11 protein-coding genes are annotated in these 14115 nt (G+C 63.1%); 6 read left to right on the top strand and 5 right to left on the bottom strand.

Annotated features, from left to right (window positions below; genetic code table 11):
• Positions 1-51: 51 nt before the first annotated feature.
• The 4 genes from AC3A3X_RS02550 to sucC all read right to left on the bottom strand — a co-directional run bounded on the left by AC3A3X_RS02550 (position 52) and on the right by sucC (position 4474).
• Complete coding sequence (locus AC3A3X_RS02550) at positions 52-1686, bottom strand: NAD+ synthase (RefSeq protein ID WP_487581487.1); 1635 nt, start codon at positions 1684-1686, stop codon at positions 52-54.
• A gap of 17 nt (positions 1687-1703) precedes the next feature.
• Entirely contained in the window at positions 1704-2090 is a 387-nt protein-coding gene (locus tag AC3A3X_RS02545) for an endonuclease domain-containing protein (RefSeq protein ID WP_487581486.1), read from the bottom strand.
• 329 nt (positions 2091-2419) lie between these two features.
• Positions 2420-3295 carry a succinate--CoA ligase subunit alpha gene (gene sucD / locus AC3A3X_RS02540; RefSeq protein WP_200606747.1) on the bottom strand — a complete coding sequence of 292 codons (876 nt, stop codon included), beginning with the start codon at positions 3293-3295 and terminating at the stop codon, positions 2420-2422.
• A 12-nt stretch (positions 3296-3307) separates the two neighbouring features.
• Positions 3308-4474, bottom strand: coding sequence for an ADP-forming succinate--CoA ligase subunit beta (gene sucC, locus AC3A3X_RS02535; protein ID WP_487581485.1), 1167 nt, complete (start codon positions 4472-4474; stop codon positions 3308-3310).
• Positions 4475-4862: 388 nt separating this feature from the next.
• Between sucC and AC3A3X_RS02530 the strand changes: the two genes are divergently transcribed.
• The 6 genes from AC3A3X_RS02530 to AC3A3X_RS02505 all read left to right on the top strand — a co-directional run bounded on the left by AC3A3X_RS02530 (position 4863) and on the right by AC3A3X_RS02505 (position 13316).
• Positions 4863-6485: a sensor histidine kinase gene (locus tag AC3A3X_RS02530; protein ID WP_487581484.1), complete on the top strand. Its 1623-nt coding sequence runs from the start codon at positions 4863-4865 to the stop codon at positions 6483-6485.
• A 115-nt stretch (positions 6486-6600) separates the two neighbouring features.
• On the top strand, positions 6601-8040 hold the full coding sequence (locus AC3A3X_RS02525) for a sigma-54-dependent transcriptional regulator (RefSeq protein ID WP_487581483.1): 1440 nt from the start codon (positions 6601-6603) through the stop codon (positions 8038-8040).
• 642 nt (positions 8041-8682) lie between these two features.
• A complete protein-coding gene (locus AC3A3X_RS02520) occupies positions 8683-9102 on the top strand; it encodes a pilin (protein WP_487581482.1) in 420 nt (139 codons plus the stop codon).
• 123 nt (positions 9103-9225) lie between these two features.
• Entirely contained in the window at positions 9226-9630 is a 405-nt protein-coding gene (locus tag AC3A3X_RS02515) for a pilin (protein WP_487581481.1), read from the top strand.
• Between the two features lie 81 nt (positions 9631-9711).
• Entirely contained in the window at positions 9712-11589 is a 1878-nt protein-coding gene (locus AC3A3X_RS02510) for a hypothetical protein (protein WP_487581480.1), read from the top strand.
• The gene (locus tag AC3A3X_RS02505; RefSeq protein ID WP_487581479.1) at positions 11589-13316 is read left to right on the top strand and encodes a hypothetical protein; all 1728 of its coding nucleotides are present in this window, start codon (positions 11589-11591) and stop codon (positions 13314-13316) included. Before AC3A3X_RS02510 ends, AC3A3X_RS02505 begins: the two co-directional genes overlap by 1 nt.
• On the opposite strand, the gene AC3A3X_RS02500 is transcribed toward AC3A3X_RS02505, so the two are convergent.
• Positions 13313-13948 carry a glycosyltransferase gene (locus tag AC3A3X_RS02500; RefSeq protein ID WP_487581478.1) on the bottom strand — a complete coding sequence of 212 codons (636 nt, stop codon included), beginning with the start codon at positions 13946-13948 and terminating at the stop codon, positions 13313-13315. The genes AC3A3X_RS02505 and AC3A3X_RS02500 overlap by 4 nt on opposite strands.
• Between the last annotated feature and the right edge of the window lie 167 nt (positions 13949-14115).

Genomic DNA, 14115 nt, shown 5'->3' with positions numbered 1-14115 from the left:
GGGATGACGGTGAAGTGGTGGGATGACGGCGAAGTGGCGTTGAGGTACGGGCTATCCCCGATACCCGTTGCTGATCGGATACCGTCGCTCACGCCCGAACGCACGCCGCGACACCTTCGGTCCCGGCGCCGACTGATGCCGCTTCCACTCACTGATCCGCACCAGCCGCAATACGCGCTCGACCGTGGCCGCATCGAACCCGGCCGCAACGATCTCGTCATACGACTGCTCCTGGTCGACATAGCGCAGCAGGATGGCGTCGAGCACGTCGTACGGCGGCAGCGAGTCCTGGTCCTTCTGGTTCTCGCGCAACTCGGCCGACGGCGGCCGGTCGATCACTGCCTGCGGGATGACGCGATCACCAACCGTGTTGCGCCAGCTCGCGAGCGCGAACACCTCGGACTTGTACAGATCCTTCAGCGGCGCATAACCGCCGCACATGTCGCCGTAGATCGTCGCGTAGCCGACCGCGTACTCGCTCTTGTTGCCGGTGGTCAGCAGCAGCCCGCCGAACTTGTTGCTCATCGCCATCAGCAGCGTGCCGCGGGTGCGCGACTGCAGGTTCTCTTCGGTGGTGTCGACCGGGCGGTCGCCGAAGTGCTCGGCCAGCGCATCGAGGTAGCCCTGGAACGGCTTCTCGATCGGCAGCGTCAGTAGGCGCACGCCCTGCGTCTTGCACTGCTCTTCCGCCAGGTCATTGGAAAGATCAGCGGTGTAGCGCGACGGCATGCGCACTGCGGTGACGTTTTCGGCACCGATCGCATCGACTGCGATGGCCAGCACCAGCGACGAATCGATGCCGCCGGACAGGCCAAGCCAGACCTTCTCGAAACCGTTCTTGCGGCAATAGTCGCGCGTACCGCGCACCACAGCGCGCCAGGCCAGCGCGTCGCGGCTTTCGTCGCCGTCCTCCATCCACTCCACCGCATTGAAGCGGCGCGAATCCGGATCGAAATCCACCACCAGCCACTGGTCGGTGAAGGCCGCGGCCGCAGGATGCACGGTGCCGTCGCCGTCGGCGACGACCGAACCGCCATCGAACACCAGCGCATCCTGGCCTCCGACGACGTTGAGATAGACCAGGCCGACGCCTGTTTCCTGCACGCGCTGCGCCAGCAAATGGTCGCGCTCGGCATGTTTGTCACGCTCGAACGGCGAGGCATTGGGTACCAGCACCAGCTCCGCGCCGCCGGCGACGGTGCTGGCCAGCGGTTCGGGGAACCACAGGTCCTCGCAGATGATCAGCCCGACCTGGACGCCGTCGACATCGAACACGCAGTCCTCGCGGTCGGGATCGACATCGAAGTAACGGCGCTCGTCGAATACCGCGTAATTGGGCAGCTCACGCTTGCGGTAGGTATGCGAGACATGGCCGTCGCGCAGCACGCTGGCGGCGTTGTAGACCACGCTTCCGGCCGCCTGCGGCCAGCCGACTACGGCGACGATGCCCTGGGTGGACGCGGCGACGCGGTGGATGGCGGCTTCGCAATCGGCCAGGAAGCCCGGGCGCAGCAGCAGGTCTTCCGGCGGGTAGCCGCTGAGTGCCAATTCCGGAAACAGCACCACATCGGCACCGTACTCGTCGCGCGCCTGCGCGATCATCGCGGCGATGCGTTCGGCATTGAGGTGCACCGCGCCGACCGGAAAGTCGAACTGGGCCAGGGCTAGGCGAAGCGGATTGGACATCTCGATGCCACCTGCTCTTAAAGCCCCTCTCCCGCTTGCGGGAGAGGGGTTGGGGTGAGGGCAAACCGCGAGGCAAGCGCATCATGGATCGCTGCAAGCACCGCCTCGGTCTGCTTCAGGCCCTCATTGTTCCAGAATCTGAGGACGCGGTAGCCCTCGGCTTCGAGAAACGCTGTTCTGGGCAGGTCCCCAGACAACCCGGCGTGCTGCCCGCCGTCCAGTTCGACGACAAGGCGAGCTTCCAGGCATACGAAGTCTGCGATGTAGGGGCCGATCGGATGCTGACGGCGAAACTTGCAGCCCATCAGTGCACGGTTTCGCAGGTGATACCACAAGCGGTGCTCGGTATCGGTCATGTCGCGCCGCAGTTTGCGGGCGAAGTGAAGCTTCTGTCGCGGGCGCATCCTTGCGCTTCCGGTCGGGAGGGGACATCAGCGTGGCAGTGCAATTGTTGGGGTGGTATCGGAAAAGTGGTCTTCGCCGGGGGGCCCTCACCCCAACCCCTCTCCCGCAAGCGGGAGAGGGGCTCAAGGCTTCGGAAACCCAAGCCCATCCTGCCCTCACCCCACCCCCTCTCCCGCAAGCGGGAGAGGGGCTCAAGAGTGCTGCGATTTTTTAGCCCCTCTCCCGCTTGCGGGAGAGGGGTTGGGGTGAGGGCGGCTTTCGCCCATAGCCCAAAAGAAAAAGGCCACCCGAAGGTGGCCTCTCTCACAACACACTGGCAACCAGCGAATTACTTTGCCAGGCGCTTGGCAATCGCCGCACCCAGGTCGCCCGGCGACTTCACCGTGGTGACCCCGGCCTTTTCCATCGCCGCGAACTTGCCTTCAGCCGTACCCTGCCCGCCCGAAGCAATCGCACCGGCGTGGCCCATGCGCTTGCCCTTCGGTGCCGAGGCGCCGGCGATGAAGCCGACGACCGGCTTGGTCACGTACTTGCTGATGAACTCGGCTGCTTCTTCCTCGGCCGAGCCACCGATCTCGCCGACCATGATGATGCCCTCGGTCTGCGGGTCTTCCTGGAACAGCTTCAGCGCGTCGATGAAGTTGGTGCCGTTGATCGGGTCGCCGCCGATGCCGATGCAGGTCGACTGACCCAGGCCCACGTCGGTGGTCTGCTTGACCGCTTCATAGGTCAGCGTGCCCGAACGCGAGACGATGCCGATCTTGCCCGGCATGTGGATGTGGCCCGGCATGATGCCGATCTTGCACTCGCCCGGAGTAATGACGCCCGGGCAGTTCGGACCAACCAGCACGACGTCGTCGAAACCCTTGAGGGTGTTCTTGACGCGCAGCATGTCCAGCACCGGGATGCCTTCGGTGATGCAGACGATGACCTTGATGCCGGCATCGGCCGCTTCCAGGATCGCGTCGGCCGCGAACGGCGGCGGCACGTAGATGACCGAAGCGTCGGCGCCGGTCGCATTGACCGCGTCACGCACGGTGTTGAAGACCGGCAGGCCCAGGTGCTGGGTGCCACCCTTGCCCGGGGTCACGCCACCGACGACCTTGGTGCCGTAATCGAGCATCTGCTCGGCGTGGAAGGTGCCCTGCGAGCCGGTGAAGCCCTGGACGATCACCTTGGTGTTCTTGTTGATCAAAACGGACATGTCTGTGGCCCCTTACTTGCCAGCGACGGCGGCAACCGCCTTCTTCGCGCCATCGTTGATGTCGTCGGCCGGGGTAATGGCCAGACCCGAATTCTTCAGCAGTTCCTTGCCGGCTTCGACGTTGGTGCCTTCCAGGCGCACGATCACCGGCACCTTGACGTCGACTTCCTTGACCGCGGCGATGATGCCGTCGGCGATCATGTCGCAGCGGACGATGCCGCCGAAGATGTTGACGAAGATCGCCTTGACCTTGTCGGACGACAGGATCAGCTTGAACGCTTCGGTCACGCGCTCCTTGGTGGCGCCGCCGCCGACGTCGAGGAAGTTGGCCGGCGAACCGCCGTTGAGCGAGATGACGTCCATGGTCGCCATCGCCAGGCCGGCGCCGTTGACCATGCAGCCGATGTTGCCGTCCATGGTGACGTAGTTGAGGTCGTGCTGGCTGGCCAGCACCTCGGTCTCGTCTTCCTGGCGGATGTCGCGCATCGCGGCCAGGTCCTTGTGGCGGAACGTGGCGTTGTCGTCGCTGTTGATCTTGCCGTCGAGCACGGCGAGGTCGCCGTTGGTGAGGATCGCCAGCGGGTTGAGCTCGACCAGCGCCAGGTCCTTCTCGTTGAACAGCTTGAACAGGCCCAGCATGATCTTGGTCAGCTGGCCGACCTGCTTGGCGTTGAGGCCCAGGGCGAAGCCGAGCTCGCGGCACTCGTAGGGCTGCAGACCCTGCACGTAGTTCACGTGCAGCGTCTTGATGGCGTCCGGGTTCTCCTCGGCGACCTTCTCGATCTCCACGCCGCCCTCGGCGGAGGCGATGAAGGTGATGGTCTGGGTCGAACGGTCGACCAGCACCGACAGGTACAGCTCGTTGGCGATGTCGGTGCCCTCGGAGATCAGCACCGAGTCGATCGGCAGGGCGACGCCAGCGGACTGGTAGGTCTCCATCTTCGTGCCGAGCATGGCCTGGGCGTACTGCTTGACCTCGTCATAGGACTTGGCGAGCTTGACGCCGCCGGCCTTGCCGCGGCCACCGGCGTGGATCTGCGCCTTGACCACCCACAGGTCGCCAGGGATGGCCTTGGCCGCCGCGACGGCCTCGTCAGGGGTGCGCGCAACGCGCCCGGCCGGAACAGCGATGCCGTAGTCGGCAAACAGCTGCTTTGCCTGATATTCGTGAAAATTCATGCGTCACCGAGGGGAGTGAAAAGAATCCCCGCGGTCCGGCACGGCCGAGCGCGAGGGGGCCGTATTGTCGCCGATCGGGGCGGTTCGGGCAAAACGGATGCGTTGCCGCTGCGGCTGCCCTCACCCCAACCCCTCTCCCGCAAGCGGGAGAGGGGCTAACACCTCCCTTCTCCCACGTGCGGGAGAAGGCCTCTACACCTCCCTTCTCCCGCATGCGGGAGAAGGTGCCCGCAGGGCGGATGAGGGCGCTTTTCGCGTTGCCGCTTCGGCTGCCCTCACCCCAACCCCTCTCCCGCGAGCGGGAGAGGGGCTCCAAAAGCCACATCTGGCAACAATGTCCTGCCGCCCCCCATACTCGTGGCAACCGCCGCCCCACCAGGACAGCCGCTTGCCGCTCGCCCTCGCCCCGATCGATGCCGCCGATGCCGATCGCGCCCTGCGCCGCGAGCTTTATTTCTTCACCCTTTACCGGCTGCTGGAAGCGGCCCTGCTGGTGTTCTTCCTGTTCGGCCCGGCCACCGAACTGGTCGAGCCTCTGCGCCACGCCCTGGGCGCACGCGCCGTGGCGCTGTCCTACCTCTTCATTGCCGCGCTCCTTTTTGCCCTCGGCAAGCGCGGCGAATTGCGCAGCCAGACCCTGACCGGCATCGCCGCGGATCTGTTCTTCGGCCTGATGGCCATCCACACCATGCCCATAGCGGGTACCGGCATCGCATTGATGCTGTTGTTCAACGTCGGCGCCGCCGCGCTGCTGCTGCCGCCGCGATACGGCCTGGGTGCGGCCATGGTGGCGGTGCTGGGCCTGTTCGGCGAGTACGCATGGAGCACGCTGGACCCGATGTTCGCGCGGCGCACGCTGGCCGAGCCGATGATGTTCGCCATCGGCTACATGGCCATCGCCACGCTGACCAGCATCCTCGGCCGGCAGATGCGCGACAGCTACGACCTGGCCGAACGTCGCGGCGCCGAGGCCGCGCACCTGGGCGAGATCAACGAGCTGATCATCCGCCGCCTGCGCACCGGGGTGCTATTGGTGGATCGCGGCGACTGCATCCGCCTGGCCAACGAGGCGGCGATGCTGCTGCTCGGCGACGCCGGTGAAAGCACCGACCTGCACGGCCAACGCAGCCTGGCCGTGGCGGCACCGGAACTGGCGCGTCGCCTGCAGCGCTGGCGCAGCGATGGCAGCAACGTCGACAGCCCCGTGCAGCTGGCGCCGGACCTGCCCGAAGTGGTTCCGCGCTTTACCCGTCTGCTCGCCGGCAGCGACCAGGTGCTGATCTTCCTCGACGACACCTCGCTGCTCTCGCGCCACGCCGAGTCGATGACCCTGGCCACGCTCGGCCGCTTCTCGGCCAGCCTGGCCCACGAGATCCGCAATCCGCTGGCGGCGATCAACTACGCCGTGCAGTTGCTGGAGGAGTCCGACGACATCCCGACCGCCGAGCGCCGCCTGCTGGAGATCATCCGCCAGCAGGGCGTGCGCATGAACGGCATCGTCGAAAACGTGCTCGGCATGGCCCGGCGCGAGCCCGCCAAGCCCGAGCACGTGGAGCTGGTCGGCTTCGCCCGCATGTTCGTCGAGGAGTACCTGGAGAGCCACCCGCTCGACCTGGACACATTGAAGACCGGCGGCAAGGTCGCCCGCCTGCCGGTGATGATCGACCCGCGCCAGCTGCACCAGGTGCTGACGGTGCTGGTGCACAACGCGCTGACCTACGGACGGATGCCGGGGGAACCGGCGCGGGTTTCGGTGCATGTCTACGCCGACGAAGCGGGCACACCCTCGATCGATGTCCTCGATCGCGGCCCCGGCATTCCAGAATCGGTGGCCTCGCGCCTGTTCCGACCGTTCTTCACCACGTCCAGCCATGGCACGGGTCTGGGCCTGTACATCGCCCGTGAACTGTGTCGCGCCAACCAGGCCACGCTCGACTACGTTTCGATGCCCGGCGGCGGCGGCTGTTTCCGCATCCGACTGGTCGGCAGCCATACCTTGATGACCGCCTGACGGGCGGAAGCGCGAGAACGGCTGCGCGTCTCGTTGCAGCTGAATGCGCTGAACAGCCACGGATCGGCTTCCATCTTCACACTCCCTTAAGTTATCGTGGCGCACGGAGGGGACGATGGCCGAAACACGTAGTGCACTGGTGGTCGACGACGAACGCGACATTCGCGAGCTGCTCGTCATGACATTGGGGAGGATGGGATTGCGTTGCGACACCGCCTCCACCATCGGGGAGGCACGCAGCCAGCTGTCCCGCAATCGCTACGACCTCTGCCTGACCGACATGCGCCTGCCTGACGGCTCGGGCATGGACCTGGTCGCCGAGATCAGCCAGAAACACCCCGAGACCCCGGTCGCCATGATCACCGCCTTCGGCAATGTCGAAGCCGCGGTCGAGGCACTGAAGGCCGGCGCGTTCGACTTCGTCGCCAAGCCTGTCGACCTGGCCGTGCTGCGCGACCTGGTCCGCCACGCCCTGGACCTCAATGAAAGCCGCCGCAGCGCGCCGCCGGCCGATGCCGTCGCCGCCCGCCTGTACGGCCAGTCGCCGGCCATGACCACGTTGCGCCAGACCATTGCCAAGGTCGCGCGCAGCCAGGCGCCGGTCTATATCGTCGGCGAGTCGGGCGTGGGCAAGGAACTGGTCGCCCGCACCATCCACGCCGAAGGCGGCCGCGCCGGCGGACCGTTCGTTCCGGTCAACTGCGGCGCAATCCCGGCCGAACTGATGGAGAGCGAGTTCTTCGGCCACAAGAAGGGCAGCTTCACCGGCGCCCACGCCGACAAGCCCGGCCTGTTCCAGAGCGCCGACGGCGGCACGCTGTTCCTCGACGAAATCGCCGAGCTGCCGCTGGCGATGCAGGTCAAGCTGCTGCGCGCGATCCAGGAAAAGTCGATCCGCCCGGTCGGCGCCAACAGCGAAGTGCCGGTGGATGTGCGCATCCTCTCGGCCACGCACAAGGACCTGGCCGCGCTGGTCGCCGATGGTCGCTTCCGCCAGGACCTTTACTACCGCATCAACGTGATCGAGCTGCGCGTGCCGCCGCTTCGGGAGCGCCAGGACGACCTGCCGGGCCTGGTCCTGATGGTGCTCAAGCGCCTCGCCACGGCGCAGTCGCGACCGGTGCCCGCGCTGAGCGACGACGCCCTCGGAGTTCTGCGCAGCTATGCGTTCCCGGGCAACGTGCGCGAACTGGAGAACATCCTGGAGCGTGCACTGGCCCTGGCCGAAGACGAGATCCTGACCGCCGACGACCTGCACCTGCCACAGGCCGCGCAGGCGCAGAGCGCTGTGTTCCCACCGCAAGGTGCGGCCGCGCCGTCGGCGCCGTCGCCGATTGCCGTGCCCGGTCAACCGATGATGGCCATCGACCCGCGCACCCTCAATCCGCGCGACACCGCCAGCAGCCCGCTCCCCTCTTATATAGAGGAGATCGAGCGCGCCGCGATCCAGCAGGCGCTGCAGGAAAACCGCTACAACAAGACGCGCACCGCGGCCGCACTGGGTATTACCTTCCGCGCGCTGCGATACAAGCTGAAGAAACTCGGGATCGACTGATCCATCGCTCGTCGCCTGATCCATCGACTAGTTGTCTGATCCATCGACTAGTTGTCTGATCCCAGACACGTCATCCGACCCTTCAACCCGTCATCCCGGCGAACGCCGGGATCCAGGCCCGCAGCGCAACCGCCACGTCACCGTCATCCCGGCGAAAGCCGGGATCCATCTTGCGCCGACCACCCGTCAGCGCTGGTGCCCGATCCACTCCACCCGCCACACATGCAAACTCGCGCAACGCGCGGTGAACGATCCCCGCGCAAACACGCATCACCGCTTGCCGTCCCGCAACACCTGCGATAAAAAGCTGACGCACCGCACACACATCGGCAGCAAATGCCCATGGCAGTCGTTCGGCGGCCCATCCGGTCCAAACCCGCCCCAGCGCCGTCCCCGGCCGACCCGCTGACGCCCAGCGTCACTGAATCGCGGAAACTGACAAATATCGTCACCGCCCCTCCGGCGACTTCTGACATTTTGCGTGAACGCATACCCAGATTGGCAATGGCACCGGGTAAATCCACCATTGGCACGGCTTATGCGTGTATTTTCAGCGCACGTGCCGAGGCGCACGGCTGCCCGAGGATCGGAAGGCCCGACCCAATGGCACGTGAAGTAACAAAACACTCCTAGGGGAAACACATGAAGAACAATCAGCAAGGCTTCACCCTGATCGAACTGATGATCGTCGTGGCGATCATCGCCATCCTGGCTGCCATCGCGCTGCCGGCTTACCAGGACTACGTGGCCCGCTCGCAGGTCACCTCCGGTCTGGCCGACATCCGTGGCGGCGTGACGGCGTTTGAAGAGATCATCAACAAGGGCACGCCGACGGCTTACACCAACACCGATATCGGTCTGGCCGCGTCGACCACCCGCTGCCGTCCGATCACGGTCGTTGCCGGCGCAGCCGGTTCGATCACCTGCGCCCTCGAAGGCAACCCGAAGGTCAGCCCGCACGAGGTCAAGCTCACCCGCGTCAGCGCCACCGGCGCTTGGAATTGCACCACCAGCACGGGCATGGACAACAAGTACCGTCCGGCAGGTTGCCCGGCCGGCTAATTCGGATCGCATCCGAATTGAAAGAACCCCGGGGAAACCCGGGGTTTTTTTTGCCAGCTAACGCCCCCCGACACTTGGCACGCTTTATGCGTATCAATTACTAAACAGGGATAGGGGAACAAAATGCGGACCGTGCGTGGCTTTACTCTTATCGAATTGATGATCGTCGTGGCGATCATCGCGATCCTCGCGGCCATAGCGATCCCCGCCTATCAAGACTACGCCATCCGCTCGCAGGTCACCGCGGGACTGGCGGAAATCACCCCGGGGAAGACAACCTTCGAATCCAAATTGCTGGCGGAAGGCGCAACGACCTTCGATGCGCGCGACCTGGGCCTGCAATCGACCACAGCCCGCTGCACGGTATCGATGGATCCCAGCGACACCGGGTACATACGCTGCACTCTCAAGGGCAATCCGTTGATTGTCGACGAAACCGTTACTCTCAGTCGAGCATCCGGGGGCGTCTGGAGTTGCGCGACCAGCAGCGGAATAGCAGCGCGGCACAGACCTGCAGGCTGCGACTGATCTCGGGAAATGCGAGCCGTTTCGTATCAAAGCGACAGTGGCGCAACTAGACTGTCGATATCGCCTGTCCGATAACCACTCATGACCCGCATAGCCCCCTATCCGCTTCTCGCAGCTTTGTTGTGCTTGCTTACTGCGGCGGTATTCTTTCCCGGATTAGGCGGCGGATTCCTGTTCGATGACTACTCAAACATTCTGACGAATTCCCGAGTTCAGCCAACCGAGCTGAATCCAGCGACGCTCAGCTTGGCGGCGCAAGGTTATTCGGGTCCGATCGGCAGGCCGCTGGCAACGATCAGTTTCGCAGTCGACCACGTCATTAGCGGCAAGAATCCTTGGGGATACAAACTAACCTCTCTGCTGGTGCATCTGCTGAATGCGCTGCTGATTTTCAGGATGCTTCATCTGCTCTGGCGGTTTCCTGCAGTTGCAACAGGCGCCAGATCGAACCCGATAAGGCTGACTGTTTTCACCATCACGTTGCTGTGGGCCATTCACCCGCTGCAGATTTCGACGGTTCTGTATGTGGTTCAGCGAATGGAAGAGCTTTCGCTGACGTTCGTTCTGCTGGGCCTGATTGCATATCTGCACGGCCGCAGCCAGCAGATCGACGGCAAGCGCGGCTGGCCCTGGCTCCTTGGATCCGCTGCGGTCGCGGCCGGCGGCCTGCTGAGCAAGGAAAGCGCAATTCTATTTCCCGCGTACACGCTCGTCCTTGAGCTGACAGTGTTGCAGTTTGATGCGCAGCACACGCATACGCGGCGTGCCTTACGCCTCTCGTACTGGATCGGCAGCGCACTTGCGCTATTAGCCTTCGTTGCTGTGCTTGCCCCCCACTACGCACAGCCCTCTGCTTATGAGGCCCGCGATTTCAGCCTGGGCGAACGCCTGCTAACGCAGTTGCGAGTACTGCCGATGTACATCGGGCAGATTCTGCTGCCCATTCCCGGCAATCTGACGTTCTATTACGACAACTACGCCAAGTCGACTGGCCTTTTCGAACCGGCCTCCACTGCACTGGGCGGCGTGCTCATTCTTACCCTCCTAGGCCTGGCAGTCGCTCTGAGGAAGAAGTTTCCCCTGTTTGCTCTGGGCATCCTGTGGTTCTTCTCCGCCCACCTACTAACGGCGAGCGTGGTGCCGCTGGAACTCGTATTCGAGCACCGAAACTACTTCGCCCTCCTCGGCATCTTGCTGGCCATTGCAGACCTCATTCGACGCGTCCCGGTCAACGATCCACGTTCGATCCAGGCCGCCATACTAGTCGTGATTACTGGCGCAGGCTTGCTCGGAGCGCTGCGAAGCGCCACTTGGGGTAATCCCCTGCTGCTTGCTTCGGACTTGGCGGCAAAAAATCCGAGCTCCACGCGGGCAAGCACCGACCTGGGCGAGCAGTACATGATCCTTGCCAATGGCAATGTGAACTCACCCTTCTATCAGATGGCGGTGGCCGAGTTCGAGCGAGGATCCCGGCTGCCAAACGCGTCACCTCTTCCGGAGCAAGGCTTGATCCTGATGGCGACCATTTCCGGACAGCCCGTGGACGATGCCTGGTGGAATCGCGTCATCCACAAGCTTAGTACGCGTCCTATCGGCCCCCAGGAATCGATGATGGTGCTTGGCCTGCTAGGTCAACGCTACAAAGGCGTGGCGCTGGATGATCGGCGCTTGGCCGATTCCTACACCGTTCTGGCCGAACGGGCCAACATGCCTCCTCTACAGTACGTACAACTGGGCGACCACGCACTGACCTACCTAAACGACCCGGAACTGGCGGACAGCATGTATGTCAAAGCCATCGAGCGATGCGTGAATGATCCGCCGTATGCCGGCAGATTGATCCAGGGCCTCATTTTGGACGGACGCATTCGACAGGCAAACGCCGCCGCGAGAAAGGCTGAGGAGCTAAGACTTGTCCCGGTTGGCGCGTTCGCTACGCTGGGAGCAGGAACGCACTGATGCATCGAAATGAGCAGGCGAGCAGTTGGAAGCCCTACGCCTACCTGGTGCTGGCCGCGCTGATAGCCACAATCCTGCTTTGGCCTGGTTTGACGGGATGGTTCCTGTTCGATGACGTACCCAACGTTATCAACAATGCGGACATTCAGGTGAATGAGTGGAGTTGGCATACCTTCCAGCAGGCATTCTCGGCTTATCACGGACCCATCGGCCGACCGCTCGCAACACTCAGCTTTGCGTTCAACCATATCTTGACCGGCATGGATCCTTGGTGGTTCAAGGCAACCAACTTGGGCATCCACGTTCTCAACGTCCTTCTCATAGGCTTGCTCAGCCGGTCAGTCTTGAAGTTGGCTGGCGCCTACACCCCAAGAATCGACCTGATCGCAGCAGCGATCGCACTTGTCTGGGCAATCCATCCGATCCAGGTTTCCAGCACAATGTACATCGTGCAGCGGATGGAGCTACTGGTCACAGCCTTCACCATCCTCTCGCTGCTGTCTTACATCAAGGCCCGGGAGCTCCAGATTGCGGGGCGTTCGATCGGATTGGATTGGTTTGCACTCGGCGCTGTGTCGGCAGCGGCAGCACTGCTCTGCAAAGAGAATGCGATCCTGATTCCGCTGTATGCGCTTGCGCTCGAATGGACCGTACTGCGGTTCTCTGCCTCCGAACCACGAGTCGGGCACTACCTGCGGCTGTTCTATGGCCTTGTCGCGGGCGTCTTCCTGACCGGCCTTGTGTGGTCCGCCACGCACTTCGCCGCCGGATTCGCAAGCCGGGACTTCACTGCTTACGAACGTGTCGTCACTCAGTTCCGCGTGTTACCGATGTACCTGTACTGGATTGTGTACCCGTCAACCGCGAACCTCACCTTCTACCACGACGATTTCGCGGCCTCTGGCGGACTACTCGACCCTTGGACAACAGCCGCCGGCGCATTGTTTCTTGTGTTGCTCGTCTGGTACGCCATACGATCACGCAAACAGCACCCGCTATCAGCACTCGGCATTGCGATCTTCCTATTCGCGCACGTCCTGACCAGCAGCGCGTTACCGCTCGAACTCATCTTTGAACACCGGAACTATTTTGCACTGTTCGGCGTGGTTCTTTTCGCCGCAGACAGTCTGCGACGAATTGCAACTCCATCGAACCTAGTGCCGATCCCGTTTTCGGTAAGCGCCGTCGTGGTAGCACTGGCATTCATGACCCTATTGAGAGCGGCGACCTGGGGAGACCCGATCTCCCTCGCCGCAAGCATGGCCAGGAACAACCCCGAATCGCCTCGCGCCGCGTTCGATTTGGCAGTCACCTACCTTCGATACGCGCAATTCGACCCGGCTTCGCCGCTGTATCACAAGGCGATTGCGGCATTTGAACATGCAGGCACGGTGAGGAATTCCTCGCCACTCCCGGAACAAGCCCTGATCCTGCTGGCGAACCGCAATGGTCAACTGATCGAAGAAAGGTGGTGGCAGAGCCTTGAGCACAAGATCGCGAATAATGCACTAGGACCCCAGGAGTTCACCGCGATCTATTCACTGCATGCCGCTGCCGTCAAGGGCGCTTCGCTGCCGCCTGACCACATGCAACGCCTCTTCGAGACGTTCCTGCGCAGGTATCCCGGTCACCTTGAAATGAATCTGGTGTACGCGGACTTCGCCCGAGTCGTCCTCAAGGACAGCGCCTTGGCAGCTGAGCACAAGAGGATCGCAGCAACACTCTAGATCTGCTCGAACATCTCCGACAGGATCATCGCCCAACGACGCGCTACTTGCTGATTTGCCAGTCGGTCTCGATAGTATTCCCGACCGTTGACTGCCAGCTGGAATCGATCGGTCGAGCTCTCCACCAACTGCCGGATTGCCGCGGCCAGTTCCTCCGGATCTTCAGGCGGAACCGTCTTGATGGGCGGGAACGGGATGTCGGAAGGGGTGGAAAGTAAGGATTGGCTGATGACTGCCCGGCCGGCGGCCAAGTACATGTACAGCTTGAAGGGCAGAACTCGCGCGGCCTTCTGCTCGCCCCCAAAGATGCCAAGGCACACATCGGCTGCGGCGATCTCGGCGGACAGCGCTTTCAGATCTTGCCAGCCGCGTACCCAAGCAATAGCTCCTTCACCGTGCTCGGTCAAGAACTCCGAGACCAGGTGACCTTGCTGGCCGTCACCTACTATCCGGAAATCGTATTTCTGCTCGGGCAGTAGCTTACCGATTGCCCTCAACACTGTTGAGACACCGTGCAATGGGATCAAGGTTCCGACGAACAGCACAAGAGGCCGCCTCGGCTGCGAGCACGTCGACTTGAAAGCCACGTCGTTGAACGGCTCTTCTTCGATTGCCAGAGGCAGCGATTTCACACGTGACGGCTCAAGCCCGAAGTCAAGAATGATGCGACTCTGATTTGCCTCTGTGTCAACCAATACGCAAGACGCAGCACGCAGAGCACGACCTTCAGCCCACCTGACCAGACGTGACATCACCCCCACGGCGTTTCCGACCTGGCGGTCACGAAACATCGAGTCCC

Source organism: Lysobacter sp. Soil_N_23 (genome assembly GCF_057656135.1).
This window is presented reverse-complemented; position numbering and strand designations above follow the sequence as displayed.